We start from the raw sequence: 24,318 nt of genomic DNA, 5'->3' as shown, positions 1-24,318 counted from the left end.
CTCGCCGCCGAGGAAGATCCCGTCGACGAACCGCAGGCCGATGAGCAGGCCGACCGACCACACCCCGATCGTCTCGTGACCGGGCAGGCACGCGGTCAGCAGCGTGATGACACCGAAGCCGCCGACCGCGACCAGGGTGGTGCGCTTGCGGCCGACGGTGTCGGCGAAGTGCCCGAAGATGATCGCACCGAGCGGGCGGCCGATGAGCGTGGACGCGAACACGAGCGACGCCAGCAGCGCCGTCGTGCTCGCGCTGAGGTTGGCCGCCTGGAAGTACGCCGTCGCCGGCGCGAGCACCACGATCGGCAGGTAGATGTCGAACTGGTCGACGAAGTAGGCGAGGGTTCCGCCGCGGACGGCGGCGCGCACCTTGGCGCTGTCCGGGCCGTGCGGGACGCGGGGACGAGCCGGCGTCTGCGGCTCCACGGCGGGGGGCGGTGTGGACATCGTCGTCCTCCGAGGGCTCTGGCTATCCGCAGCTCACGCATCGCGACGACCCGTACAATCCGAACTGCGTGTTCACGAAGTGAACGTATGACACCGTAAGCATGTGTCCCGCGATGCACAAGAGCGGCCTGGAAACGTTCTGCGACCCAGCCCTCTCGGCTGCGCTCCGGTCACGAAGCCCGGTCGCCCGCGGACGCCCCGCGACGAGCGCGGCACGCTCGTTCCGGGTGACTCACCAGCCCCGTATGACCTGCGAGCCCATGGCTCCGACGACCGCCGCGTCCGGCCGTCGACCTGCGAACCTTCCCGGCGCTCGCCGAACCGACCTCGCCCACCCCGGGAAGAGGGCCTCAGGAGGGCGCCGAGGCCGAGCGCCCCCAGGGTTGACACGCGGTCTTATAGTGAACTTCGAATTCACAATGCGAACGAAGGGCGACCTCATGAGCCAGCGTCCCGCCATCACCTCCGTCCTGGACGGCCTGGTCGACATGCACGTCCACTCCGGGCCCAGTCCGTTCCCCCGCCGGTTCGACCACGTCGAGGCCGCGCAGGACGGGGCCCGGATCGGGATGCGCGCGATGGTCGCGAAGTCCCACCACCACAACACCCAGATGGACGTCCTCGCGATGAAGGGGCGCCTCGAAGGCGTCGCCGCCCAGGTCTACGGCGGCATCGCGCTCAACAGCACCGTCGGCGGGCTCAACGTGCACGCCGTGCGCATGTGCCTGCGCATGGGCGGCAAGGTCGTCTGGTTCCCGACGATCTCCTCCGGACGGCACATCGACTGCCACCCCGAGGACGGCGCCTTCCCGACCACGACCGTGCCGTTGACGCTGGAGCGCATCGACATCGTCGACGAGAGCGGCGAGCTCAAGCCCGCGACGATCGAGATCCTCGACGAGATCAAGGACCAGGGCGCCGTGCTCAACGGCGGGCACATGTACCCCGAGTACATCAAGACGCTCTTCACCGCGGCGAAGGAACGCGGGATGAAGCGGATGGTGGTCAGCCACCCCGACTTCGTGATCGGCGCCGACCCGGAGCTGTGCCGAGAGCTGATCGAGCTCGGCGCGTTCGTCGAGCACGAGGTCGGCATGTACGACCCCGAGGGCACCCAGAAATGGGACCCGAAGCAGTTGCTGACCTGGGTCGAGACGCTCGGACCGGAGCACATCGTGCTGGCTTCGGACTTCGGCCAGAAGGCCAACCCCAAGCCGGTGGACGCGTGGATGCGCGTCGGCGAGGCGCTGCTCGACCTCGGCCTGCCGGAGAAGGACCTGCGGCGCATGGTCCGCGACAACCCGGCCTACCTGCTCGACCTCGACGCCTGAGCGAAAGGACTCCCCGTGTACGAAAAGGACGATCCCCGGTCCGCACTGGCGACCGCGGCGCGACCGGACAACGGCGCCGCGATCACCGCCGCGCAGTACCTCGACCTGCACGAAAACGAGGTCGTGCGCGCGCATAACGTCATCCTGATCCACACCGAGGCGCACTCCGGTGACGACCTCGACAACGGGTACCTGGAGGGCGAGCTCGCGATCGTCGTGACCGGCGCCTCCCCCGCGTTCACCCTCTTCACCGACGACGGCGCCACCCGGATCGCCGAACCCGGGCTCGTCGTCGCCCCGCCCGGCGCGTCCCGGATCAGCGTCGAGGGTGACGGGCCGCTCGTCCGTCTGGTCGAGGCGACCGAACGCGACTGGCGTGACCGGCCGGCCAACGCCGCCGCCTACGCCGAAAACCACCCGCGGGTCACGCTCCTGCGGCGGTGGCCGGAACCGGCCGGCGGCCACCGCGTCCGGTTCTACCCGTTGTCGGAGATCCCGCAGGACCCGAAGCGGTTCGGGCGCATCTTCCGCACCCGGGCGTTCATGGTGAACTTCCTGCCCGAGCAGGACGGCCCGCGCGACCCGCACAAGCTCTCGCCGCACCACCACGACGACTTCGAGCAGCTTTCCCTTGCCGTGCAGGGAGAGTACGTCCACCACATCCGCACGCCCTGGCTCAACGACCGCACCACCTGGCGCGAAGACGAGCACGTGCGGATCGGCAGCCCGTCCGTCACCGTCATCCCGCCGCCCACCGTGCACACCTCCGAGGCGAGCGACCCGGGTGTCAACCAGCTGATCGACATCTTCAGCCCGCCGCGGGTGGACTTCTCGGAGAAACCGGGGTGGGTCCTGAACGCCGACGACTACCCGATGCCGTGAGCGGGCGCACCGGGGCCGGGCTGTTCGACCGCCCGGCCACTCCCCTGGGCACCTGGCTGAAGATCGCCTCGGGCGAGCCAGTCGAGATCATGGCGTACGCCGGGTTCGACTTCGTCGTGATCGACCTGGAGCACGCGCCACTCGACCTGCAGACCGCGTACCGGCTGATCAGCTCGGCCGCCGCGCTGGGCGTGGTGCCGATCGTGCGGGTGCCGGACACGACGGCGTCGACCATCCAGAAGATCCTCGACGCGGGCGCCATGGGCATCCTCGTGCCGCACGTCGACACGGTGGAGCAGGCGGCCGCCGTCGGGCGCGCGTGCCGGTTCCCGCCCCACGGCGTCCGCGGTGCCGGCGGCACCAGCCGCGCCGGGGCGTGGGGCCTGCGGCCGACCGCCGAGTACCTCGCCACCGGCAACGACGACGTCCTCTGCATCCCGCAGCTGGAAAGCGTCGAAGCGATCAAGGCCGCGCCGGAGATCCTGGCCCTGGACACCGTGGACGCGGTGTTCGTCGGCGCCGCGGACCTGTCGATGTCGATGGGGTCCACCCCGGCCTCCCCCGACGTGCTCGACCTGATCCGCTCGGCGATCGAGGCCGCGCACGCGGCGGGCAAGCGCTGCGGGCTCGCGTTCGGCGGGGTGCCCGAGCGGGCCGCGCAGGCGGTGCGCGACGGCTGCGACTTCGTCCTGCTCAGCAACGACACGACGATGCTGGCGGACGCCGCGCGGAATCTGGTGAAGGCGTTCCGGGAAGCCGACGGATGACGCTCTTGTTGCCGCGCAACGCGTTGTCGATCGCGGAACTCGACGATCTCGACCACGACGGCGTGGTCCGGTTCGTGCGCGGGCTCGAAGAAGCCGGGCACCGGATGGTCTGGATCCCCGAGGTCGCCGGGCGTGAGGCGTTCACGACCGCGGCCCTGGTGCTGCAGTCCACGGAACGGCTGATCGTCGGCAACGGGGTCGCCCGCGCGCTCGAACGCGTGCCGAAGTCGGCGGCGTCGGCGGCGCGGGACCTCGCCGGCGGTTATCCCGGCCGGTACGTGCTGGGGCTCGGGGTGAGCGGGGCGGTCCGCGAACGCGGGGTCGGACCGCTGCCGTTCCTCCGCGGCTACCTCGACGGGGTCGACAAGACACTCGGCGACGCCCGGGTGCCGCGGGTGCTCGGCGCGTACTCGGAAGGCATCACCCGCCTGGCCGCCGAACGGGCCGACGGCCTGCTCACGTTCCTCGTCACGCCCGAGCACACCCGCTGGGCGCGCGAGACGATCGGGCCGGACCTGTTCCTGTCGGTCGTCCAGTGGGCGGTCGTGGGCCGGTCCCGGGCGGCGGCCCGGGACGTCGCCCGCGAGCGGCTCGCCTACTACCTGACCCTGCCGCACCAGCTCGCCAAGCTGACGCGGCTCGGGTTCACCGACGCCGACCTCACGCCACCGGGGTCCAACCGGCTGCTCGACGCGCTTGTCGCCCACGGCACCCCGGACCAGGTGCGCGAGTCGCTGCGGCAGCAGTACGACGCGGGCGCGACCCAGGTCGCCGTCAGCCTGGTCGGCCCGCTGGACGACGCCAAGCTCGACGCTTACCGAGCACTCGCCGAAGAGGAGAACTGATGCGGGCAGCGGAAAAAGTCATCATCACCACCGCGATCACGGGATCGGTGAACATCCCGTCCCAGAGCCCCTACCTGCCGTTGTCCGCCGCCGAGGTCAGCAAGGCGGCGCTCGAGGCGATCGCCGCCGGGTCCGCCGTCGTGCACCTGCACGCCCGGCACCCCGACGGGCGGCCCGCGTTCGAGCCGGAGGTCTTCGACGAGATCCTCGAGCCGATCACGGCGGAGACCGACGCCGTCATCAACATCACCACCGGCGGCGCTTCGTCGATGTCCATGGACCAGCGGCTCGCGGCGGCCCACCACGTGCGGCCGGAGCTCGCGTCGCTGAACATGGGGTCGATGAACTTCGTCTACTCGGGCATCGCCGACAAGGTCACCGAGTGGAAGCACGACTGGGAGAAGCCGTACGTCCTCAACACCTACTCCCACCCGTTCGTGAACACCTTTGACAAGATCGAGCACACCCTGCGCACGCTCGGCGCGGCCGGCACCCGGTTCGAGTACGAGTGTTACGACATCGGGCACCTGTACTCGCTCGCCCACTTCGCCGAGAAGGGCCTGGCGAAGCCGCCCCTGCTGATCCAGGGTGTGTTCGGCGTCCTCGGCGGGATCGGCGCCGACCACGCGAACCTGGAGCACATGGTGCGGATCGCCGACAAGCTCTTCGGCGACGACTACCAGTTCTCGGCGTTCGCGGCCGGGCGTGACCAGCTGGCGTTCGGCACGCACAGCGCGTGGCTCGGCGGGCACGTGCGGGTCGGTCTCGAGGACAGCCTCTGGATCGGCAAGGGCGAGCTCGCGGAGAGCAACGCCCAGCAGGTGCGGAAGATCCGCGCCGTCGTCGAGGACATGGGCAAGCAGATCGCCACCCCGGACGAGGCGCGGGCGATGCTCGCGCTCCGCGGCGCCACCACCAAGGAGAATTCATGAACACCCCCCTGCTCGCGGGCAAGGTCGTCCTCGTCGTCGGCGCCAGCTCGGGCATCGGCGCCGAGGCCGCGCGCGTCTTCGCCGAAGACGGCGCGTCGGTGATGCTCGTCGCCCGCACCGAAGAACCGCTTGCGGCGCTGGCGAAAACCCTCGACGCGGCCGGCCACGACGTCGCGTACACGACCGGTGATGTCGCGGACGCGGCGAGCGTCGCCGCCTTCGTCGACGCGACGGTCGCCAAGTTCGGCCGCCTCGACGGGGCTTACAACAACGCCGCGATGGGCCAGGGCGGCCGGCTCGACACGGTGACCGAAGCGGACTTCGACCGGATCATGGCGGTGAACGTCAAGGGCACCTGGCTGTGCCTGCGCGAAGAGGTGCGGGTGATGGAGGCGCAGGGCTTCGGCGCGATCGTCAACGTGAGCAGCATCGGCGGCCTGCGCGGCAGCTCGGGCATGGGCGCCTACCAGGCCAGCAAGCACGCGGTCATCGGCTTGACCCGCACCGCGGCGCACGACTTCGGCCCGCTCGGGATCCGCGTGAACGTGATCGCCCCGGGCCCGACCGAGTCTCCGATGCTGGACGAGCTGCGCCGCACCATCCCCGGCGGGGTGGAGGCCCGGATCGCCGCGACGCCGTTGCGCAAGGCGGGCACCGGGGCCGAGGCCGGCGCCACGGCGTCGTTCCTGCTCAGCGACCGGGCGAGCCACCTCAGCGGTGTCGTCCTCCCGGTGGACGGCGGGTTCCTTGCCTGACCTGCCTGACTTGCCTGACTTGCCCGGAACCCTGCGGCTGCCGGCGCGGGTGCACTTCGGGTACGGCGCCCGCGCCCAGCTGCCCGAGGTCGTGGCCGGGCACGGCACGCGGGTGCTCGCCGTCGTCGACCCGTTCCTCGAAACCACCCCGCACTTCGCCGCCATCCTCGGCGCCCTGACCACGGCCGGGCTCGAGGTGCGGACGTACTCCGCCATCACCCCGGAGCTGCCCGTCGGCACGCTGACCGCGGGCGCCGCCGTCGCGCGGGACCACGGGACCGAGGTCGTCCTCGCGATCGGCGGCGGCAGCGCGCTCGACGCGGCCAAGCTGATCGCGCTGCTCACCGTGCACGACGGCCCGCTCGCCCGGTTCTACGGCGAGAACCTCGTGCCGGGCCCGGTGGTCCCCGTCGTCGCAGTGCCGACGACGGCGGGCACCGGGTCGGAGGTGACGCCGGTGGCCGTGGTGTCCGACCCGGACCGCGAGCTCAAGGTCGGCATCTCCAGCCCGTTCCTCGTGCCGGCCGCCGCGGTCGTCGACCCGGAGCTGACCCTGGGCGCGCCGGCGAGCGTCACGGCGTTCTCCGGCATCGACGCGCTCGTGCACGCGGCCGAGTCGTACACCGCCCGGCCGCTGCCGCCCGGCTGGTCCGCGCCGCTCCCGGTGTTCACCGGGCGCAACGCCCTCACCGAGCCGATCGCCTTGCAAGCAGCGGAAAAGCTGGGGCCGTGGCTGCCCGCGGCCGTCCGGTCACCGGCCGATCGGGACGCCCGGCGTGAGGTCGCGCTGGGCGCGCTGCTGGCCGGGATCGCGTTCGGCTCGACGGGGACGCACCTGTGCCACGCGATCCAGTACCCGATCGGCGCGCTGACCAAGACCCCGCACGGGCTCGGCACCGGGCTGCTGCTCCCGTACGTGCTCGACGTCCTCCGCACCGAACCCGACGTAGCCCACCGGATCGCGCGGCTCGGCGCCGCGGTGGAAGGGATCCCGGAGCGCGACGCCTCGGCCGGGCGGACGGTCGCCCGCGTCGCCGGGATCAACCGGACGATCGGCGTGCCGGCGACGCTCGCCGAGATCGGCATCGGGCGCGACCAGCTGCCGCAGATCGCCGAGCTGGCCCTGAAATCGGCGCGGCTGCTGGCGATCGCGCCGGTCGAGCCGAGCGGGGAGCTGCTGCTCGACATCCTCCAGCGCGCGCACGCCGGCGCCCTCGACGACCGGAGCGCGGCGTGAAATCGCAGGTCACAGCCGTCCTGTCCCCCTGAGGAGCTACACCGGCTGTCCGTCACGGAGTGATGTGGCACCGCCCGCCGCGCTCGTAATCTCGCCGTACTCCACAAGGAAGCCCGGCGAGAGGAACCCCGATGACCACCCCCACCGAGCGGAAGCCCCGGCTGCAGCGCTTCCGGTTCCCCGTCCTGCTCGTCGCCACCGCCGTGCTGCTGGTCGCGGCCCGCGGGCTGGACGCGCTCGTGTCGGGCGTGCCGATCCTGCGCCTGCTGGTCGGGGTCGGGGCGGCCGCCGGGGCGATCGTCGCCTACAAGTGGGTGACCCGGCGGGTCGAAAACCGGGACGACATCACGGAACTGGCCACTACCGGACGCTGGGGCGGCCTCGGCCGCGGTGCGCTCATCGGCGGCGCCGCGTTCGTCGCGACCATGCTGCTCTCGATCGTGTTCACCCACGCCGACATCAGCGGCGGCTCGTTCTGGGCCTGCCTGGGTGTCGCCGGTTCGATGGCTTCCGTTGCGGTGACCGAGGAACTGCTGTTCCGCGGCGTGCTCCACCGCATCCTCGAACAGCGCGTCGGCAGCGTCATCGCCATCGTCGTCTCGTCGCTGCTGTTCGGCCTGACGCACCTGATCAACGGCAACGCCACGCTCTGGGGCACCCTGGCCATCGCCGTCGAGGGCGGCACGATGCTGGCCGTCGCCTACACCGCCACGCGGTCGCTGTGGGTGCCGATCGGCCTGCACTTCGCCTGGAACTGGCTGCAGGGCGGCGTGTTCGGGACCGCGGTCTCCGGCGCCGAGAGCGAACCCGGCCTGCTGCGCACCGTCCTTTCCGGACCGGACGCGCTCACCGGCGGCTCCTTCGGCCCGGAGGCCGGCCTGTTCGCGCTCCTGTGCTGCCTGGCGGTGACGGCGCTGCTGCTCCGCCGCGCCAAGCTCATCTCCCGGCGCTGACCAGCCCGCTCCGGTAGGCCAGCACCACGGCCTGCACCCGGTCCCGCAGGTCGAGCTTGGTCAGGATCCGGGAGACGTACGTCTTCACCGTCTCCACGCTGAGCACCAGCTCGGCCGCGATCTCCGCGTTCGACAGGCCGCCGGCGATCAGCTTCAGCACCTCCAGCTCCCGTCGCGCGAGCCCTTCCAAGGGACCGTCGGCGGGAGCAGCCGGGCGGATCCGGTCGGCGTACCGGCCGATCAGCGTCCGGGTCACCGCCGGCGCGAGCAGCGACTCGCCGCGCGCGATCGTGCGGACGCCCTCGACCAGCTCGTCCAGGGGCGCGTCCTTGAGCAGGAACCCGCTCGCCCCGGCCCGCAGCGCGTCGTAGACGTACTGGTCGACGTTGAACGTGGTGACGACCAGGACCTTCGCCGGGTTCTCGGCGCCGGGGCCGGCGACGCGGCGGGTCACCTCGATCCCGTCCAGCAGCGGCATCTGGATGTCCATCACGACGACGTCCGGGCGCAGCCGCCCGACCTCGGCGAGCGCCTCGTGGCCGTTCCCGGCCTGGCCCACCACCTCGAGGTCCGGCTGGGCGCCCAGCACCGTCACGTACCCCGCGCGGATGAGCTCCTGGTCCTCGCAGATCAGGACCCGGATCGGGTCGTCGGTCATCCTTCGCTCCTCAGGAGAATCACTGCAGGGGAATTTCGGCTCTGACGAGGAACCGGTCGCCCGACGGGCCCGCGGTGAACCGGCCGCCGAGCGCGTCGACCCGGTCGCGCAGCCCGCCCAGCCCGCGGCCCCCGGAGCCGAGCGCGCCGGCCTCGGTCGCCGGGCCCTCGGTGGTCACCTCGATTTCGAGGAGGTCGCCGCGGTAGCCGACCCGCACCGCCGCGGGACGCCCGGCGGCGTACTTGGCCGCGTTGGTCAGCGCCTCCTGCACGATCCGGTACGCGGTGAGCTCGGTTTCCGCCGGCAGCGCCGGGCGGTCGCCCTCTTCGACGAGGTCGATCACCCGGCCCGGCTGCTCGACGAGGCCGCGCAGCGCGGCCAGGCCCGGCCTGCGCGCGCCGGTGGCTTCGAGGACCCCGAGCAGGAACCGCAGTTCGGTGAGGGCGTCGCGGCCCGAGCCGGTGATGGTCTTGAGCACCTCGGGAACCCGCTCGGCCGGCAGGTACCGGGCGGCGTCGGCCTGCACCACCATGGCCGTCACGTGGTGGGTCACGACGTCGTGCAGCTCGCGGGCGAGCCGGGCCCGCTCGTCGGCCGCCGCGGCCCGGGCGGTGAGCCGCCGCCGCTCGGCCTCCTGGCGCCGCCGTTGCCGCACCATGGAGCCCAGCAGCCAGAACAGGACCAGCACCCCGTAATAGACGACGTAGACCGGCACGTCCGACGGGGATCCGCGCAACGCCAGCAGAACCGCGAAAACGACGTACCCGATCGACGCCGACGCGGGCAACGCCCGGCGCCACCGTTCTTCGTGCGCTCCAGCCGAATAGAGCGCGAAATACACGGCGAGACTGCCGATCGACGGCGGATACGCGAGCACTTCGTGGGCTGCGAAACAGATTCCGCTGACCGCGAGCGCCGCCGCGGGCCACCGGGTGCGTACCGCCAGCGGGAGCGTCTGCCCGAGCACCAGCAGCACCGCGGGGAAACCACCGTCGTGCCTCGGCAGGTCGCCGAACTGGGCCCCCAGCATCGCGAGCGCCGGCACGAACGCGGCGGCCGTGACGGCCAGGGCGAGCCCGCCGTCCCGGACCTCGAGGGTGACGCCCGCCCACCGGTTCCGCAGACGCCCCAGCTTCGGCATGGCGGGGAGCCTAGCGAGGCCCGGCTTTCCTTCGGCGGCCCCGGCCGGAAAGGTGGGCACCGACGACGACAGAAGGAGGGCGCATGACCGGCACCCCGTCCGCCTGGCAGCGCCTGGCGCCGGTGATCGACCTGGTCACCCCGCTGGCCGTCCGGGCGGCGGCCAGTCTCGGCGTGGCCGACCACCTCGCGGACGGCCCGGTCCCCGTGGCCGAGCTGGCCCGCCGGTGCGAAGCCGATCCCGACGCCCTCGACCGGCTGCTGCGGCACCTCGTCTGCCACGGCGTGTTCACCGAGCCGGCTCCCGGCACGTTCGGCACGAACGAGCTCGCGTCGCTGCTGCGCTCCGACCACCCGGCCAGGATGCGGACCGGCCTGGACCTCGCGGGCTTCGGCGGGCGGATGGACCTGGCGTTCACCGGCCTGCTGCACACGCTGCGCACCGGCGGGCCCGCCTGGGAGACGGTCTTCGGCTCGCCGTTCTGGGAGTACCTCGCCGCGAACCCGGCGATGGGCGCCTCGTTCGACGCGACCATGGCCGCCGGCACGGACTACGCGGCCGACCTGGCCGGCGGGTACGACTGGTCCGGCGCCCGGCACGTCGTCGACGTCGGCGGCGGTACCGGCGAGCTGCTGGCCGCCGTGCTGGCGGCGCACCCCGGGCTACGCGGCACGCTCGTCGACCTCCCCGAAACGGTGCGACGCGGCCGGGACCACCTGGCCGCCCGCGGCCTCGGCGACCGCTGCGACGTCGCGGGCCAGAGCTTCTTCGACCCGCTGCCGTCCGGCGGCGACGTCTACGTGCTCAGCAGCGTGCTGCACGACTGGGCCGACCGGGACGCGACCAAGATCCTGCGCCGGTGCGCCGAAGCGGCCGGGCGCGACGGCCGGGTGCTGCTCACCCAGGAGCACGGCACCGAAGGCGCCGACCGGGCGGAGATGGACCTGCGGATGCTCGTGCTGTGCGGCGGCCGCGAGCGCGGCCTCGACGACTACACCGCCCTCGCGGCCGAAGCCGGGCTGACCGTGGCCGCCGTCCACACGACCCCGATGGGCCAGGTCCTCATCGCATGCGCCCCGGCTCGCTGACCGGGTGACGCATCTTTCCTGGGGAAAGCTCCGCCTCGGGGGCCCGTGGACGTCACTTTCACGGGGAAAGATGCGCCTGCCGCCGATGGTCTTCACCCGGTCGGGGGACTTTCGTTTTGCCGGGCCGGGGGCCGGGTAGCCACGCCTCGGCCGGACGCGGGACGCGTCCCCCGGAGAAGGAGCGGTTCGTGGTCGTTCTCGGCATCACCCTCGGCGCGGGCGGACTGGTCTTCGGGATCGGCGTGCTCTTCCTGCTCGGCCTCGTGCTCCTCGTCGCCGGGCTGATGTTCCGCCTGCTCGCCCAAGAGGCGTTCTAGCCGTCCCAGGGCCGGCCCGCGAGCAGGTTCGTCACCCAGCGCACCGCGAGACGGCAGAGCGCGGCTTCCGGGCCACGCCGGTGGGCCACCACGACGTCGTCGTGCCAGAGCATCAGCGCGGTCGCGCCGCCGGCGGTCGGCGTCAGCCCGACCACCCAGCGCCGTCCGTGCGCCTCGACCGTGCGCTCGGCGGTGGTCCACCGCTTCCGCACCACGGTGACCGTCCAGGCCCGCATCGTCGCGAGCTCGGCCACCGAGGCCGGTTCACGCCGTTCCGCGGTTCGTTCGTCCACACGGGTCACTCTCGCACACCGGACCGCGATTTCCGGCCGGCTCCGGTCAGTCCCGGCGGCCGCCGGTGATCAGGCGGTAGCCGACCAGCAGGATCAGCGAGCCGAGGATGGCCAGGCCCCACGTCCGCAGGTCGAAGAACGTGCCCAGCTCGGTGTGGAAGAGCGTCTTGCCGACCCAGCCGCCGACGAACGCGCCGGCGACGCCGAGCAGGATCGTGATGATGCACCCGCCGGGGTCCTTGCCCGGCATGAGGATCTTCGCGATCACGCCGGCGATGAGCCCCAGCACGATCCAGCCGATGATGCCCACGGCCTCCGCCTTTCCTCGACGCTTCACCCAGCCGGGACAGGATGGCAGCCGGGCGCCGGGCCGGCGCGCCGAGCGAGGTCGACGTGACCTGGATCTCATTCGGGCCGCCGCTAGGGTCGTGATCATGGGTACGCCGATCACCGAAGACCTCGCCCCGACCGGCGTCCTGCGCGCCTCGATCAACCTCGGCAACGCCGTCCTGGCGCAGGGCACGCCGGACGCGCCGACCGGCGTCACCGTCGACCTCTCGCGCGAAGTCGCCGCGCGGCTGGGCGTCCCGGTCGAGTTCGCCTGTTTCGACGCCGCGCGGAAGTCGTTCGAGGCCCTGACGTCCGGCGCCGCCGACCTCTGCTTCCTCGCGATCGACCCGGCCCGCGCGGCCGAAGTCGCTTTCACCGCCCCGTATGTCGTCATCGAAGGCGTGTACGTGGTGCCGCGCGACGCGTCGTTCACCACGCCGGACGACGTCGACCGGCCGGACGTCCGGATCGGCGTCAAGCAGGGCTCCGCCTACGACCTGTTCCTCTCCCGCACCCTGAAGCACGCCACCGTCGTGCGCGGGGACGAAGGCGTCACGGCGTTCGAAACGCAGGGCCTCGAGGCGGCGGCCGGCATCCGGCAGCCGATGGCCGCCTACGCCGCCGCGCACGCGGGCGTCCGGGTCATCCCCGGCCGCTTCATGGAGATCCAGCAGGCCGTCGGCACGGGGAAGGACCGCCGCCCCGAGACCGTGGCGTTCCTGCACGACCTCGTCGAGGAGCTGAAGGCGAGCGGCTTCGTCGCCGAGTCGCTGCGCCGGGCGAACCAGCCGGACGCGGCGGTCGCTCCCCCGGCTCGGTGACTCAGGCGGCCGTCCAGGAGCGGAGCTTCTCGGGGTTGCGCACCGCCCAGAGGTGCTTGATGCGCTCACCTTCGACGTGGAACGCGATCACCGTCTCGACGACGCCGTCGCGCTGGGTGAGCAGACCGGGCCGGCCGTTGACCGTGGTCTCGCGCAAGGTCGCGCCGGACAGCGCACCCAGGATCCGGACGCAGGCCAGCGCCACGGCTCCCCCGCCGCGCATCGGCTCGAGACGGGCGTTCACCAGGCCGCCACCGTCGGCGGCCGCGGTGACGCCGGGTCGAGCAGGCCGACGAGGGCGGCGATGTCCTGGGCCTCCCAGGCCGCCTTGAAGTCCCGGACGATGCCCGCCTGCCGGGCCGTCGGGGTCACCACGGGCGCCCGCGACGCCTGGATCCGGCGGCGCGCCGAGGAGGCCAGCTGACGGCAGGCCGCCGTCGTGCGGCCGACGATCCCGGCCACTTCGGCGAACGGGTAGCGGTAGACGTCGTGCAGGACGAACGCCACCCGCTCGGCCGGGGTCATCGCCTCGAGCACCACGAGGAAGGCCATGTCGACCGACTCGTCCAGGGTGACCCGGTCGGCCGGGTCGGCGCACTCGGCAGGCCCGGGCAGCGGCTCCGGGATCCACTCCCCCACGTACGACTCCCGCCGCGCCCGCGCCGAGCCGAGCTGAGTGAGGCAGATCCGGCTCGCGACCGTCGTCAGCCAGGCCCCGGGTGACTCGATCGCGTCCCGCCCCGCCGCGGACAGGGCGTACCAGCGGGCGTAGGTCTCCTGGACGACGTCCTCGGCGTCGGTCAGGGAGCCCAGCAGCCGGTAAGCGAGGTTGGTCAGCTGACGCCGTTCGCTCGTGATCACGCTCAGGCTCGGGTCGGATCGGGTCACGCTGCCGCCTCACATTCCACGGTGCCGTTCGGTCGAACCTCTGACGAACGCACCGGCCCCGGTGTGACAGGCAGGAGGAACCATGAGCGAGTTCACCGGCGCGGCCCCCGCGGCGAGCCTGGAGCGGGCGGCCACCGCGCTGAAGGAGCACGGCTTCGGCGTCGAGATCCTCGACGACGTCGCCGCCGCACGCGCTCGGGTCGGCGAGCTCGTTCCGGACGGCGCGAGCGTGTTCACCTCGGCCAGCGAGACGACCCGGCTGTCCGGGATCGAGGAGGACCTCAACGGCGGGCGGTACGAGGCCGTCAAGCCGCGGATCCTGGTGCTGGACCGCGCCACCCGGGCCGACGACATCCGGCGGCTGATCTCGACACCGGACTTCGTCGTGGGCAGCGTCGCGGCGGTCACCGAGACCGGTTCCGTGGTGGTCGCCTCGGGCAGCGGCAGCCAGATTCCCGCCTACGGCGGCGGCGCGGGCCGCGCGATCTGGATCGTCGGGGCGCAGAAGGTGGTCCCGGACACGGCCACGGCGTTGCGCCGCCTCGAAGAGCACGCCCTCCCACTGGAAAGTGCCCGCGCCCAAGCGGTCTACGGCCGCCCGAGTGCGATCAACCGCCTGCTCGTGCTGAACGCGGAGGCGCCCGGCCGGGTCACCGTCCTGTTGCTGCGCGAGGCCGTCGGCTTCTAGCCGCCGAGCGACGTGCTGCCGTCCGGGCCGGTCACCACGACGCGGAGGGTCACCGCGCCCGCGACCGGGACCGCGGTGACCTGCCACGTCTGCGGGGTGCCGACGTCCGTGGTGCTCCGGGCCTTCGCCACCAGGCCGGAGACGCGGTCGACGGGCAGGGCGCGCAGGTCGAACGCCGGAGCCGGGACGCCGGTCGGCGCGAACACCACCGAGAGGCGGTGTTCCTCGACGACCAGGGTGAGCACCTGGAAGACGTCTGCGTGCGGCGCGAGGCCGTCGATGGCCCGGCGCAGCTCACCGGCGTCCGCCAGGGACTGCTCCGGGCCGACGGTGACCGTGGCCGAGCCCGAGGAGGACGTGACCGCCGGGGTCTCGGCGGCTTCCGCGGGCGGCGCCGGGGTGACCAGCTCGGCGCGGAACAGCAGGACGACCGCGGCCGCGCCGAGCAGGATCGCGAGGAAGACGAGAAAGCCGTGTCCCGAGCCCGCCACCGGCTTCCGGACCACAGTGGACTCGGGCGCCGAGACCAGGTTGGCCCCGGCCGCCCGCCGCGCCCACTCCGCGTCGGGCGTCACGATCCGGGCCTTCCACGGCCGGTCCGGTGGATACGCGACGACCAGGACGTCGCCCGGGCGGTAGCTCGGCAGGTCGGCCAGGTTGACGTCGAGGCGGACCTCGGTGCGGAACGACGGCTCGCCGTGCGGTGCGACGGTGAGGTCGAACCGGACCGGCACGTCACCGGTCTCCGTGCCGCCGGCGCGCAGGCTCTCGATCTTGGCGAGCGCCGTGCGCGGCACGACCGCCGCTTCCCGCACCCGCCGCGGCATCCCGGCGACGACCAGGAGCAGGCCGTAGGCGAGCGGGAGTCCCACCGCGGTGAGGATCAGCGGGACGTTCTCGAGGATGATGCCGACGACGAAGGCGCTCAGCGTCACCCCGATGAAGGCGCCGGTCAGGAACCCGCGGACGAGCCTGGTCATGACGTACTCCGGGTTCTCGAAGGGATCGGCTTCCCGCCCCCGGGCCGTTCCGGAACGAACATTACTTCCGCGCCGCTCACGTCGGTTTCGCGGCTGCCGCGGATCACCCAGCGGCGGACACAGCCACCCCCGGAAACCCCACGGCTCGTCGTGGGTGGACCACCAGGTCGGCCGCGGTCCCGACGGCGGGCGGCAGCCGACACCCGCCGCCGACGGTGCTGCCCGCCAACGCCGGGACGGCCGGAACACGGTGGCGCCGAGCACTCCCGGGTGCCCGCGCCACCGCTCGAGACGTTCGTGCCGGGCCTGCGTGTTCACCGCACCCACCTCCGTTCCCTGGGACGTGCCCAGCCAACCCCGGGCCGGCTGCTACCGAACCCAGGTTTCGCCCCGATCAGGTGAGAAACCGGCGATCGACCGAAAAGAAACCATGCACGGATGCCGCGGAAACCGTCGCGGATTGTCGTGCACCGAGCGACCAGGCGGGGCGCCACCACCAGCGTCGACCACTCACAGGAGTGAGGATTTGCGACGCCGCACCAGGTTCCGTTGAGCCGGAAAGGGGAATCGCGAGAGCTACTCAAATGGCAGCTATCGGATCTTCGGATCACTGCCGTAGCGTCGATTCACGGATGCGGCTCTCGCACCAGGAACTCCGGGAGGTTCTCGTGATTCGCCGACCCCTGCGCACCGTGGCCGCGATCGTCGGCGCCGCGGCCGCCGCCACCGCGTTCGCGACTCCGGCCTCCGCGGCCGCCACACCGATGACCGAAGCCGCCGGCCCGGGCGCGCTGGCCGCCGCGCAGCACTCGCTTGGCAGTTCTCTGGGCAGCACCTTCGGCCTGTCCTGGCTGGACACCGCCACGGGCGGGCTGGTCGTCGGTACGACCGACGCGGCCCGCTCGGCGCAGATCCGGGCCGCCGGCGCGACGCCGAAAGTGGTGCGCCACAGCGCGTCCGAGCTGAAAACCGTCCAGTCCACGCTGGACCGCAGAGCCGCCGGCGTACCCGCCTCGGTCGCCGGCTGGTACGTCGACGCGCCGGCCAACGAGGTCGTCGTGAGCGTCATGGGCGGCGACCCCGCCGGCGTCGCCTGGGCCACCGCGGGCGGCGCCCCGGTCCGGGTGGAGCGCGTCGCCCACGCGCCGCGGCCGCTGTGGGACGCGGTCGGCGGGCAGGGGCTCTACTTCAGCGGCGGCGCGTGTTCCATCGGGTTCACCGCCTCCAACGACGACGACGTCCGCTTCGTCATCACCGCGGGGCACTGCACGAACCTCGGCGGCGCGGTGAGCGGCGCCGGCGGCCCGATCGGCAAGGTCGCGAGGTCCTCGTTCCCCGACAACGACTACGGCACCGTCAAGGTGACCAGTGACGCCGTCTCGACCCCGCCGCGGGTGGACCGCTACTCCGGCGGCACCGACGTGCGGATCGACGGCACGGACGTCGTGCCGGTCGGCGGCCGGATCTGCCGGTCCGGCATCACCACCCACTGGCAGTGCGGCCGCGTGATCGCGCTCGACCAGGCCGTGAACTACGGCGGCGGCAATCTCGTGTACGGCCTCACCCAGACCGACGCCTGCGCCGAACCCGGCGACTCGGGCGGTTCCTTCGTCAGCCGGCCCGCCGCCGGTTCCGGCACCAAGCTGGTGCAGGCACAGGGCATGACGTCCGGCGGGTCCGGCGACTGCGAGGGCGGCGGCGTCACCTTCTTCCAGCCCGTGCAGGAGGTGCTGGACCGCTACGGCCTCACCCTCGAAACCAGCTGACACCCGCTGACGGCTCGGCGGTATCGGCGGTCTCCCGCAGGTCGCCGATGCCGAGCGAGTCGTCGGGCTCGGCCGCCTGCTCCGGCACTGCTTCCGCCGGGGCCGGCTCTTCATCCGCCGCTGGGGCCGCCTCGGGCGGATCCTCCAGGAAGTCCGCCGTCGGCACGTAGAACAGCGCGCCGGTGTGGGGCGTCGAGAAGTCCAGGATGCGGTCGTGGTTCCCGGGCGGTGACCCGACGAACATGTTCTCCAGCATCCGCTCGATCACCACGGGCGACTTCGCGTAGCCGATGAAGTAGGTGCCGAACTCGCCGTACGCCGGGCGGCCGAAGGGCATGTTGTCCCGCACGATGTCGAGCTCGTTGCCCTCGTCGTCGGTGACGACGTTGAGCGCGATGTGGGAGTCGGCCGGCTTTTCCGCGTCCGGAAGCTCCACATCGGACAGTTTGCGCCGCCCGATCACCCGTTCCTGCTCCTCGGTGGACAGCGCGTTCCACGCCGTCATGTCGTGCAGGTACTTCTGGACGACGACGTAACTGCCGCCGTCGAACGTGCCGTCGTCGTCGACGTACACGGCTTCGCGCGCGGCGCTGCCGGTCGGGTTCTCGGTGCCGTCGACGAAGCCCAGCACGTCGCGCGCGTCGAAGTAGCGGAAGCCCTGCACCTCGTCGACGACGGTGACCGCGCCGGCGAGCCGCGCCATGATCAGCGTCTCCAGCTCGAAGCACAGGTCCATCCGGTCGGCGCGGATGTGGAACAGCAGGTCGGCCTCGGTCGTCACGCTTTCGTGGCGGTCGCCCTTGAACACGGGCAGCTCGTGGAGCTCGGCCGGGCGCGGGCCGCCGTAGATCCGGTCCCACGCGGCCGAGCCGATGCCGACGAGGCACGAAAGGCCGCCGGTGAGCGACCGGAACCCGACGGACCGCCGCAGTCCGGGCAGGTCCGGCAGGAAGTCCGCGACGACGCCCTCGGCGCCGGTGTCGATCCGCACGAGCAGGAAGGTCGCGGCGCGGGTGAGCGGTCCGGCGATCTCGTCGGGGTCGCCCGGCGAGGCGGCTTTCGAAGGCATCCGCGACGATAGCATTCGCCCGGTGCGCCCCGGCCTCCTAGATTGGGGACATGACTTCCACCGCCGACAAGGCCAAGCGCCTGCAGGAGCTGCACGCCGCTCCGGAACTGCTGCTCGTCGTCAACGTCTGGGACGCGATCACCGCGAAGGTCGTCGCCGAGACGGCGGGCACCCAGGCCCTCGCCACCCCGAGCCACGGCATCGCCGCCTCCCGCGGCTACCCGGACGGCGAAAAGATCCCGCGCGACGAGATGATCGCCGAGGTCGCCCTGATCGTGCGGAACGCGGGCGACCTGCCGGTCACCGCCGACCTCGAGGCCGGCTACGGCGACCCAGGCGGCACCGTCGCCCGCGCCATCGAGGCCGGCGCGGTCGGCTGCAACCTCGAAGACCAGATGAAGCCGCTCGCCGACTCGGTCAAGGCGGTCGAAGCCGCCGTCGCGGCCGCGCAGTCGGCGGGCGTCGACTTCGTCCTCAACGCCCGCACCGACGCCTTCATCAAGATCGCCGACCAGGAGGAGGCCCTGAACGAGGCGATCACCCGCGGCCGCGCCTACCTCGACGCGGGCGCGTCCAACTTCTTCGCCCCGGGCAAGCTCGACGAGACCCAGGTCGGCCGCCTGGTCGAGGCGCTGGGCGAGCGCAAGGTCAACCTGATCGGCATCCCCGGCTCGATCCCGCTGGCCACCGCCCAGAAGCTCGGCGTCTCCCGGGTCTCGTACGGCCCGTGGAGCCAGAACGTCGCGCTGACGGCCCTGGCCAAGCTGGCCGAGGACGTCTACGCCGGCGGCGGCCTGCCCGCCGACACCCGCAAGCTGAACTGACGCGGACATCTGACGCGTCCTCTCGTTGTTTACAGTCACTGAAGTGATACGGTGACTGTAAACAACGAGAGGACGCCACCGTGAGCGAGTTCGAGATCGTCCAGGAGTACCCGCACCCCCGTGACCGCGTGTGGCGGGCGCTGACCGACCCGGCCCTGGTGCCCCGGTGGACGTCCACCGGGCAGGGCGGCCGGCCCGAGGGGTTCGTCCCCGAGGTCGGCACGCGGTTCCGGTTCGTCGGCAAGCCTTTCCCGGGGTGGGACGGCGTCGTCCGGTGCGAGGTCCTCGCCGCCGACGCGCCCTCCTTGCTGCGCTTCACCTGGCGCAACAAGGAAACCGACGAACCGAGCTTCGTCACCTACCGCCTCGAGGACACCGGTACGGGCACCCGCTTCACCTACTCGCACACCGGTTTCCGCGGTGCCGGCGGGCTGGTCATGTCCCGACTTCTGCAGCGGGTCCGCCGCCGGATGCTGGCCGAGGGCCTGCCGCCGGTGCTCGACGACCTCGGCGCCGCCGCCTGAAACTCAGGCCAGGTCGGGGATCAGCTCGCCGATCAGCCGGATGCTCTTCAGCACCTTGTCGTGCGGGATGCCGCCGATCTGCTGCAGGCACATCATCCGGTCGATGCCCAGGTCGGCGTAGGCCCGCAGCTTCTTGCGGCAGGTCTCCGGGCTGCCGACGATCAGCGAGTCCTGCGCGCTCAGCACCGTGAAGACCTCGTCGTCCGGGACGGCTTCCCCCTGCAGGATCCGGGCGATCAGCAGGTTCGCCTCGGTCGGCTCGTCCCGCGCCTCGCCGCGCAGGAAGTCACCCGTGAGGCCGCCGCCGTCCGGGGCGGCCACGAGTTCCTCCTGGCGGGCGTTCAGGCGGACGAACTCGGTCGCCGCCTCGAAGAACGTCAACGCCGTCACGGTGTACCAGGCCGCGGCGGCGGCGGCGCCGTTGCGCATCGCCTCCTCGTCGGTGTCCGCGCAGTGGACGAAGGTGAAGAACCCGACCTGGTCGTTGACGAACGCGCCGACCGGGTCGGTGCACCGCCCGGCCGCCGCCCGGTACAGCTCGATCAGCCGGCCGGCGCGTTCCAGCGACTGCCACATCGTCGTGCCCAGCACCCCGACGCCGCGGCGCCCGGCCTCCTCGAACGAGGCCGGGCTCGCGGCGGCCTGCCACAGCGGCGGATGGGGCCGCTGCAGCGGTTTCGGCCCGATCGCGACGTCGTCGACGCGGTAGGCGGCACCCTCGTGGGAGAACCGGTCGGAGGTCCACATCCGCGGCACCATCTCGAACGCTTCCTGCGTCTGGGCGCGGGCCTCGTCCGGCTCGATGCCGAACAGGCGCCATTCCGGGATCGTCGAGCGGGTCAGCCCGAGCTCGACGCGGCCGCCGCTGAGGTGGTCGAGCGTCGCCGCGCGCTCGGCGACGCGGATCGGGTGGTTGAACCGGCCCGGCGCGAGCACCGCGGAGTGCCCGAGCCGGATCCGGCTGGTGCGCTGGGAAAGGGCCGCCAGCATCAGCTCCGGCGCGGACGACAGGCTGAACTCGCCCGCGCCGTGGTGCTCGACCTGCCACCAGCACCCGTAGCCCAGTTCGTCGGCGAGGACGGCCTGGTCGATCGCCTGGCGGAACCTGAGCTGCTCGTGGCCTTCGGGCCACGGCCGGGGGTTCTGGATCTCGTTGAACAGGTCGATCTGCATCCACGGCCTCCGTCGGTCGGCTCCTCGCAGCACTGAGAAGTCAGTCCCGCAGAGCGACCGGGTCGTTACGCAGGTCGCACGTTCGGCGCAATACCTACGGCTTCGGCCGCCAGAACCCGCAGTGGTGGTCGGATCCGGTGTCGGCGGGCGCACTGCCGGCGGCGGTCAGGCTCAGGACCGTCGTCGACGTGGCGGTCCCCGGGACACCACCCGGCGGGGTTCCGGTACGGGCGAAGCCGCTCCAGTAGTCGATCATCCGGTCGCCGAGCCCGGCCTCCGCGGCGTCGCCGAGCAGGTTCTTGCCGCCGAGGTCGAACAGGTAGGGCGTGTCGGTGGCGTGCGCGGCACCCTGGGCCATGCCGGGCACGGTGACCTGGCTGACGTTGGGCGCGTGGGTCTCGGCGAACTCGTACGGGAACACCTTCGTCGAGCGGGCGAGGGCCTGGTTGCCCGCCAGGGTGGGACAGCTCCACGCCGCGTCGGTGATCACGGTCGACCACGCCTCGACGGCCGTCGGATAGCGCTGGAGCGGGTACTGCTGAAGGACTTCCGTGGCCCGGTCGCCGAAGGCCGTCCGCACGAGGTCCGGGTAGGTCGCCTCGGTGATCGCGGACGGGTCGGCCATCGCCGCGCCGCCCAGGAACGACCGGGCTTCGTCGTGGTTGCCGCCCGAGAGCACCGGGACGCGGGCGATCCGGCCGGCGCGGACCGCGTCCGGCGGGTTTTCCGGCAGCAGTTCGGTGCCGTAGGCCAGGTGGTCGGAGAACGCCGCGTCCAGCGGCAGCAGCTTGTCCACGGGCAGCTTTCGCAGGCACGGCAAGGCATCCGCGCCGGTGCAGCCGAGCTGATTCGCGGCGGCGACACCGTCGGCCTGGTCGGTGGCGAGCGACTTGTAGGGCGTCTGCGCCGGAGTACCGGGGAACAGGCCGCCCGCCGGCCAGTTCAGGAAGCAGGACCCGGACGAGATCGCGACGCGCTCGACGAGCCCGGCGGCGCGCGGCGACGTCAGCAGCGCGCACGCCGACATGCCGCCCGCGGACTCGCCGAAGACGGTGAGGTTGCCCGGGTCGCCGCCGAAGGCCGCGGCGTTGTCCTTCGCCCACTTCGTGGCGGCGAGCTGGTCGGCGAAGCCGAAGTTCCCCGAGCCGGCCAGGCCGGGCAGCCCGAGGTAGCCGAAGACGCCGAGGCGGTAGTTGACGGTCACCACGACGACACGGCCGCGGGAGGCCAGGCGCTGGGCGTCGTAGTCGGCACCGGAACCGCTGGTGTACCCGCCGCCGTGCCACCACACCATGACCGGCAGGCGCTCGCCCGGCCGCTGGTCGCGCGGGGTCGTCACGGTGAGGAACAGGCAGTCCTCGGACGTCCCGGCGGTCTGCGTCCCCTGGGAGCACCGGGCGCCCGGGTGGGTCGCGTCGGCGACGCCGTCCTGGGCCGTCGCGGGCTGCGGGGCGCTCCAGCGCCGCTCCCCCGTCGGCGCGAGCGCGTACCGGACGCCGAGGAACTCCCGCGCCGAGGCGGTGGCCAGGCCGTGCACCCGGCCGCCGGTGGTGCCGACGGTCAGCGACGGCTCCTGCGGTGCCGGGCTCGAGCACGCCGTCACGACCAGCAGCACGGCCAGGGCGCCGGCGATCCGGGTCAGGGCGGTCATCCGGTCTCCTTTCGGGTGGCCGCGTCGAACGTGCGGACCAGTTCGTCCCGTACCCGCGCGGCGGTGGCGGGCGTGCGGTCGGCGGTGACCCGGGCCAGGGCGGCGTCGAGCGCGGCGCGGATCGTGCCGGCCATGATCTCGACGTCGAAGTCCCGGAACTCGCCGGCTTCGACGCCGGCGCGCAGCAGCGCGCCGACGTCGTCCATCTCGGTGCGGTGGTGCGCTGTGCCGTCGCGCTCCCGAGCGGAGAAGACGGCGCTCAGCGCGGCGAGGTGCCGCGGGTAGGCGGCGTAGAACTCGACGCTGCCGCCGATGAAGGCGAGCAGGCTCGCCCTCGGCGACCCGGCTTCGACGACCCGAGGCCCCAGCTCGGCACCGGCGAGCGCGTACACCGTCCGGACGACCTCGGTGATCAGGTCCGCCCGGTCCCGGAAGTGGTAGGTGAGCACGCCGCGGCTGACGCCGGCCGCCCGCGCGATCCGGACGGTGGACGCGGCGGCGTACCCGTCGCGGGCGAGCACGCCGATCGCCGCGTCCACCAGCTGCGCCCGGCGCGCGGTGTGGACGGCCGACTCGCTGCTCCGTTCGGGGGCCACACCGGGTGGTAGCCGGTGACGGCGGCTTTTAAACAGTCCTGTTCAGAGTGACGGTCGTGCGGAGCGAAATCCGTAGACCATCACCCGATCCGGTGAAAAATCCCGACACGCACGTCGTCTAATTGCGCAATGAGCCAGAGCATGTACCGCCTACTGGGCGACAGGCACAGTCTTTCGGGTACACCACGTCCCGGACTGATCATCCGAACGCCCTCGTCTGCGACACTTTGGAGCTAATGGCGGAGACGCAGCGTAGCGACCGTCGGAGGCGCAGGGTGGAGGACGGATGACCACGCACCACCGGCAGGCGGGCTTGCGGGCATGGGCCCACCGCCCGCGGCACGCCCGCCGCTCGACGTTCGGCATCTCGCCGGTCCTGGTCGTCGCCGCGACGGTGCTGCTGCTCGCCGACACCGCCCTCGGCGTCACCGTGGTGATCCTCGCGTTCGCGACGCTGGGCGTGCTGTGGACGCTGCGGCGGCCGTTGCGCCGGGCCGCCCGCGACCTGGACGCGATCCTCACCGAAGAGCTGGGCCCCCGCCACCGCCGCGGCGCCGTGTCCTTCGGCGAACCCGCACCCGCGCCGCGCTGAGACGCGCGGTCCTCCGAGCACCCGCACCGCCCCGCGGCGAACCCGCTGAACAGCCACTCCGGGCGCCGTTCCGGTGCATGACGCCCAGCGGCTCGGCGAACCTCCGCAAGTGCTGCTCCTCGCCGCGGCCGTGCAGCCGGAACGCCGAACCGCGATCCTCGCCGAAGCACCCGGCGCCGCTCCGTTCGACGAGCCGCACCCCCGCTGAACAACGCCCGGCTACTCCGGGCGGCCGTTCCAATGCACGGCACCCAGCGGCTCGACGAACTTCCGCAGGTGCTGATCCTCCCCACGACCGTGCAGCGAGAACCGGAACACCGAACCGTCCGGCCAGGTCAGCGTCCGCTTGGCGAACCTGACCGCCGGGGCCTGCGGTTCCCTCGCCTGCCAGACGATCCGCGGCGGGGGCGCGTCGGCCGGGTCGACGAAGGTCGAGCCCGTGTCCACCACCGCGACGCCCGCCGGGGAGAACACGATCCACGGGCCCCGCAGCGACCGCAGGCTGTCGGCCAGGCCGAGCGCCATCGCGTTCGCCGGGCCTGACACGGCGACCTCCCGCTGGAACGGACGCCCCGCGGCACCGCCGTTGGCCAGCAGGAAGACGGACATCACGGCTCGGCCGATGCCGCGCAGGATCGTCCGGAAGAACCGGCGGACGCGCCGCGTTCCCTCGACCGTGCCGTCCTCGCGCCGGCCGGGCACGTCGAACCCGAGGTCGGTGTCCCCGAGGCGCAGCACGATCACCGGCTCACGCCACTGGTCGCGCATCA

General features: G+C 72.5%; 27 protein-coding genes and 1 pseudogene. 16 read left to right on the top strand and 12 right to left on the bottom strand.

The genetic code is table 11. The features are described 5' to 3' along the window. Positions 1-447, bottom strand: a 447-nt coding sequence (locus ACGFMK_RS40295) for an MFS transporter (RefSeq protein WP_392774641.1), incomplete at its 3' end; no start/stop codon positions are given. Positions 448-887: 440 nt separating this feature from the next. Here ACGFMK_RS40295 and ACGFMK_RS40290 point away from each other — a divergent pair. From ACGFMK_RS40290 to ACGFMK_RS40255, 8 genes are all read left to right on the top strand, one after another. After that, a complete protein-coding gene (locus tag ACGFMK_RS40290) occupies positions 888-1,778 on the top strand; it encodes a DUF6282 family protein (protein WP_392774639.1) in 891 nt (296 codons plus the stop codon). 15 nt (positions 1,779-1,793) lie between these two features. Then, positions 1,794-2,660 (top strand): hypothetical protein, encoded by an 867-nt coding sequence (locus ACGFMK_RS40285; RefSeq protein ID WP_392774637.1) that lies wholly within the window; start codon positions 1,794-1,796, stop codon positions 2,658-2,660. Beyond that, positions 2,657-3,427, top strand: a complete 771-nt coding sequence (locus ACGFMK_RS40280; RefSeq protein WP_392774635.1) for an HpcH/HpaI aldolase/citrate lyase family protein — start codon at positions 2,657-2,659, stop codon at positions 3,425-3,427. The genes ACGFMK_RS40285 and ACGFMK_RS40280 overlap by 4 nt, the downstream gene beginning before the upstream one ends. After that, a complete protein-coding gene (locus ACGFMK_RS40275; RefSeq protein ID WP_392774633.1) occupies positions 3,424-4,272 on the top strand; it encodes an LLM class flavin-dependent oxidoreductase in 849 nt (282 codons plus the stop codon). The genes ACGFMK_RS40280 and ACGFMK_RS40275 overlap by 4 nt, the downstream gene beginning before the upstream one ends. Next, positions 4,272-5,204, top strand: coding sequence for a 3-keto-5-aminohexanoate cleavage protein (locus ACGFMK_RS40270; protein ID WP_392774631.1), 933 nt, complete (start codon positions 4,272-4,274; stop codon positions 5,202-5,204). Before ACGFMK_RS40275 ends, ACGFMK_RS40270 begins: the two co-directional genes overlap by 1 nt. Next, positions 5,201-5,959: an SDR family NAD(P)-dependent oxidoreductase gene (locus ACGFMK_RS40265; protein WP_392774629.1), complete on the top strand. Its 759-nt coding sequence runs from the start codon at positions 5,201-5,203 to the stop codon at positions 5,957-5,959. Before ACGFMK_RS40270 ends, ACGFMK_RS40265 begins: the two co-directional genes overlap by 4 nt. 10 nt (positions 5,960-5,969) lie before the next feature. Beyond that, positions 5,970-7,196, top strand: a complete 1,227-nt coding sequence (locus tag ACGFMK_RS40260; protein ID WP_392774627.1) for an iron-containing alcohol dehydrogenase — start codon at positions 5,970-5,972, stop codon at positions 7,194-7,196. Positions 7,197-7,327: 131 nt separating this feature from the next. Next, positions 7,328-8,149: a CPBP family intramembrane glutamic endopeptidase gene (locus ACGFMK_RS40255; RefSeq protein ID WP_392774625.1), complete on the top strand. Its 822-nt coding sequence runs from the start codon at positions 7,328-7,330 to the stop codon at positions 8,147-8,149. Here the strand turns inward: ACGFMK_RS40255 and ACGFMK_RS40250 are convergent. Further along, positions 8,133-8,807 carry a response regulator gene (locus ACGFMK_RS40250; RefSeq protein ID WP_392774623.1) on the bottom strand — a complete coding sequence of 225 codons (675 nt, stop codon included), beginning with the start codon at positions 8,805-8,807 and terminating at the stop codon, positions 8,133-8,135. The two genes, ACGFMK_RS40255 and ACGFMK_RS40250, sit on opposite strands and share 17 nt — an antisense overlap. A gap of 19 nt (positions 8,808-8,826) precedes the next feature. Continuing rightward, positions 8,827-9,948, bottom strand: coding sequence for a sensor histidine kinase (locus ACGFMK_RS40245; protein WP_392774621.1), 1,122 nt, complete (start codon positions 9,946-9,948; stop codon positions 8,827-8,829). 83 nt (positions 9,949-10,031) lie between these two features. On the opposite strand from ACGFMK_RS40245, the gene ACGFMK_RS40240 reads away from it, so the two are divergent. Continuing rightward, complete coding sequence (locus tag ACGFMK_RS40240; RefSeq protein ID WP_392774620.1) at positions 10,032-11,036, top strand: methyltransferase; 1,005 nt, start codon at positions 10,032-10,034, stop codon at positions 11,034-11,036. Positions 11,037-11,224: 188 nt separating this feature from the next. After that, positions 11,225-11,353, top strand: coding sequence for a hypothetical protein (locus ACGFMK_RS40235; protein ID WP_392774618.1), 129 nt, complete (start codon positions 11,225-11,227; stop codon positions 11,351-11,353). On the opposite strand, the gene ACGFMK_RS40230 is transcribed toward ACGFMK_RS40235, so the two are convergent. Then, on the bottom strand, positions 11,350-11,646 hold the full coding sequence (locus tag ACGFMK_RS40230) for a hypothetical protein (RefSeq protein WP_392774616.1): 297 nt from the start codon (positions 11,644-11,646) through the stop codon (positions 11,350-11,352). The two genes, ACGFMK_RS40235 and ACGFMK_RS40230, sit on opposite strands and share 4 nt — an antisense overlap. Positions 11,647-11,692: 46 nt before the next feature. Further along, on the bottom strand, positions 11,693-11,956 hold the full coding sequence (locus ACGFMK_RS40225) for a GlsB/YeaQ/YmgE family stress response membrane protein (RefSeq protein ID WP_323326970.1): 264 nt from the start codon (positions 11,954-11,956) through the stop codon (positions 11,693-11,695). 124 nt (positions 11,957-12,080) lie between these two features. Between ACGFMK_RS40225 and ACGFMK_RS40220 the strand changes: the two genes are divergently transcribed. Further along, a complete protein-coding gene (locus ACGFMK_RS40220; RefSeq protein ID WP_392774614.1) occupies positions 12,081-12,797 on the top strand; it encodes a transporter substrate-binding domain-containing protein in 717 nt (238 codons plus the stop codon). A gap of 1 nt (position 12,798) precedes the next feature. On the opposite strand, the pseudogene sigJ reads toward ACGFMK_RS40220, so the two are convergent. Further along, positions 12,799-13,685: pseudogene (gene sigJ / locus ACGFMK_RS40215) on the bottom strand (RNA polymerase sigma factor SigJ). Positions 13,686-13,767: 82 nt separating this feature from the next. On the opposite strand from sigJ, the gene ACGFMK_RS40210 reads away from it, so the two are divergent. Continuing rightward, positions 13,768-14,373: an LUD domain-containing protein gene (locus ACGFMK_RS40210; RefSeq protein WP_392774612.1), complete on the top strand. Its 606-nt coding sequence runs from the start codon at positions 13,768-13,770 to the stop codon at positions 14,371-14,373. Here ACGFMK_RS40210 and ACGFMK_RS40205 read toward each other — a convergent pair. Beyond that, the gene (locus ACGFMK_RS40205) at positions 14,370-15,353 is read right to left on the bottom strand and encodes a DUF3592 domain-containing protein (protein WP_392774610.1); all 984 of its coding nucleotides are present in this window, start codon (positions 15,351-15,353) and stop codon (positions 14,370-14,372) included. The genes ACGFMK_RS40210 and ACGFMK_RS40205 overlap by 4 nt on opposite strands. Before the next feature lie 668 nt (positions 15,354-16,021). Between ACGFMK_RS40205 and ACGFMK_RS40200 the strand changes: the two genes are divergently transcribed. After that, positions 16,022-17,119 (top strand): S1 family peptidase, encoded by a 1,098-nt coding sequence (locus ACGFMK_RS40200; protein ID WP_392774608.1) that lies wholly within the window; start codon positions 16,022-16,024, stop codon positions 17,117-17,119. Here ACGFMK_RS40200 and ACGFMK_RS40195 read toward each other — a convergent pair. Further along, positions 17,100-18,188, bottom strand: a complete 1,089-nt coding sequence (locus tag ACGFMK_RS40195; RefSeq protein WP_392774606.1) for a Dyp-type peroxidase — start codon at positions 18,186-18,188, stop codon at positions 17,100-17,102. The genes ACGFMK_RS40200 and ACGFMK_RS40195 overlap by 20 nt on opposite strands. A 50-nt stretch (positions 18,189-18,238) precedes the next feature. Here ACGFMK_RS40195 and ACGFMK_RS40190 point away from each other — a divergent pair, with 50 nt between their 5' ends. Both ACGFMK_RS40190 and ACGFMK_RS40185 read left to right on the top strand, forming a co-directional pair. Then, positions 18,239-19,012: an isocitrate lyase/phosphoenolpyruvate mutase family protein gene (locus ACGFMK_RS40190; RefSeq protein WP_392774604.1), complete on the top strand. Its 774-nt coding sequence runs from the start codon at positions 18,239-18,241 to the stop codon at positions 19,010-19,012. 80 nt (positions 19,013-19,092) lie between these two features. Beyond that, positions 19,093-19,536: an SRPBCC domain-containing protein gene (locus ACGFMK_RS40185; protein WP_392774602.1), complete on the top strand. Its 444-nt coding sequence runs from the start codon at positions 19,093-19,095 to the stop codon at positions 19,534-19,536. Between the two features lie 3 nt (positions 19,537-19,539). Here ACGFMK_RS40185 and ACGFMK_RS40180 read toward each other — a convergent pair whose 3' ends face one another. The 3 genes from ACGFMK_RS40180 to ACGFMK_RS40170 all read right to left on the bottom strand — a co-directional run bounded on the left by ACGFMK_RS40180 (position 19,540) and on the right by ACGFMK_RS40170 (position 22,956). Beyond that, entirely contained in the window at positions 19,540-20,709 is a 1,170-nt protein-coding gene (locus tag ACGFMK_RS40180) for an LLM class flavin-dependent oxidoreductase (RefSeq protein WP_392774601.1), read from the bottom strand. Positions 20,710-20,803: 94 nt separating this feature from the next. Next, positions 20,804-22,360, bottom strand: a complete 1,557-nt coding sequence (locus ACGFMK_RS40175) for a carboxylesterase/lipase family protein (RefSeq protein ID WP_392774599.1) — start codon at positions 22,358-22,360, stop codon at positions 20,804-20,806. After that, complete coding sequence (locus ACGFMK_RS40170; RefSeq protein WP_392774597.1) at positions 22,357-22,956, bottom strand: TetR/AcrR family transcriptional regulator; 600 nt, start codon at positions 22,954-22,956, stop codon at positions 22,357-22,359. Before ACGFMK_RS40170 ends, ACGFMK_RS40175 begins: the two co-directional genes overlap by 4 nt. Positions 22,957-23,242: 286 nt before the next feature. On the opposite strand from ACGFMK_RS40170, the gene ACGFMK_RS40165 reads away from it, so the two are divergent. Next, complete coding sequence (locus ACGFMK_RS40165; protein ID WP_392774595.1) at positions 23,243-23,548, top strand: hypothetical protein; 306 nt, start codon at positions 23,243-23,245, stop codon at positions 23,546-23,548. Positions 23,549-23,767: 219 nt separating this feature from the next. Here the strand turns inward: ACGFMK_RS40165 and ACGFMK_RS40160 are convergent, their stop codons facing one another. Next, the gene (locus ACGFMK_RS40160) at positions 23,768-24,316 is read right to left on the bottom strand and encodes a hypothetical protein (protein WP_392774643.1); all 549 of its coding nucleotides are present in this window, start codon (positions 24,314-24,316) and stop codon (positions 23,768-23,770) included. Between the last annotated feature and the right edge of the window lie 2 nt (positions 24,317-24,318).

The organism is Amycolatopsis sp. NPDC049252 (genome assembly GCF_043197175.1).
Lineage (GTDB): Bacteria > Actinomycetota > Actinomycetes > Mycobacteriales > Pseudonocardiaceae > Amycolatopsis.
Note: the sequence above shows the minus strand (reverse complement) of the source record. Positions and strands in the feature narration are given on the sequence as shown.

Bases quoted from the DNA above. Each gene is read 5' to 3' on its own strand.
- ACGFMK_RS40160 (WP_392774643.1), bottom strand. From the start codon at position 24,316: ATGCGCGACCAGTGGCGTGAGCCGGTGATCGTGCTGCGCCTCGGGGAC.
- ACGFMK_RS40250 (WP_392774623.1), bottom strand. From the start codon at position 8,807: ATGACCGACGACCCGATCCGGGTCCTGATCTGCGAGGACCAGGAGCTC.
- ACGFMK_RS40165 (WP_392774595.1), top strand. From the start codon at position 23,243: ATGACCACGCACCACCGGCAGGCGGGCTTGCGGGCATGGGCCCACCGC.
- ACGFMK_RS40270 (WP_392774631.1), top strand. From the start codon at position 4,272: ATGCGGGCAGCGGAAAAAGTCATCATCACCACCGCGATCACGGGATCG.
- ACGFMK_RS40255 (WP_392774625.1), top strand. From the start codon at position 7,328: ATGACCACCCCCACCGAGCGGAAGCCCCGGCTGCAGCGCTTCCGGTTC.
- ACGFMK_RS40245 (WP_392774621.1), bottom strand. From the start codon at position 9,948: ATGCCGAAGCTGGGGCGTCTGCGGAACCGGTGGGCGGGCGTCACCCTC.
- ACGFMK_RS40175 (WP_392774599.1), bottom strand. From the start codon at position 22,360: ATGACCGCCCTGACCCGGATCGCCGGCGCCCTGGCCGTGCTGCTGGTC.
- ACGFMK_RS40220 (WP_392774614.1), top strand. From the start codon at position 12,081: ATGGGTACGCCGATCACCGAAGACCTCGCCCCGACCGGCGTCCTGCGC.
- ACGFMK_RS40290 (WP_392774639.1), top strand. From the start codon at position 888: ATGAGCCAGCGTCCCGCCATCACCTCCGTCCTGGACGGCCTGGTCGAC.
- ACGFMK_RS40190 (WP_392774604.1), top strand. From the start codon at position 18,239: ATGACTTCCACCGCCGACAAGGCCAAGCGCCTGCAGGAGCTGCACGCC.
- ACGFMK_RS40205 (WP_392774610.1), bottom strand. From the start codon at position 15,353: ATGACCAGGCTCGTCCGCGGGTTCCTGACCGGCGCCTTCATCGGGGTG.
- ACGFMK_RS40210 (WP_392774612.1), top strand. From the start codon at position 13,768: ATGAGCGAGTTCACCGGCGCGGCCCCCGCGGCGAGCCTGGAGCGGGCG.
- ACGFMK_RS40265 (WP_392774629.1), top strand. From the start codon at position 5,201: ATGAACACCCCCCTGCTCGCGGGCAAGGTCGTCCTCGTCGTCGGCGCC.
- ACGFMK_RS40180 (WP_392774601.1), bottom strand. From the start codon at position 20,709: ATGCAGATCGACCTGTTCAACGAGATCCAGAACCCCCGGCCGTGGCCC.
- ACGFMK_RS40240 (WP_392774620.1), top strand. From the start codon at position 10,032: ATGACCGGCACCCCGTCCGCCTGGCAGCGCCTGGCGCCGGTGATCGAC.
- ACGFMK_RS40275 (WP_392774633.1), top strand. From the start codon at position 3,424: ATGACGCTCTTGTTGCCGCGCAACGCGTTGTCGATCGCGGAACTCGAC.
- ACGFMK_RS40195 (WP_392774606.1), bottom strand. From the start codon at position 18,188: ATGCCTTCGAAAGCCGCCTCGCCGGGCGACCCCGACGAGATCGCCGGA.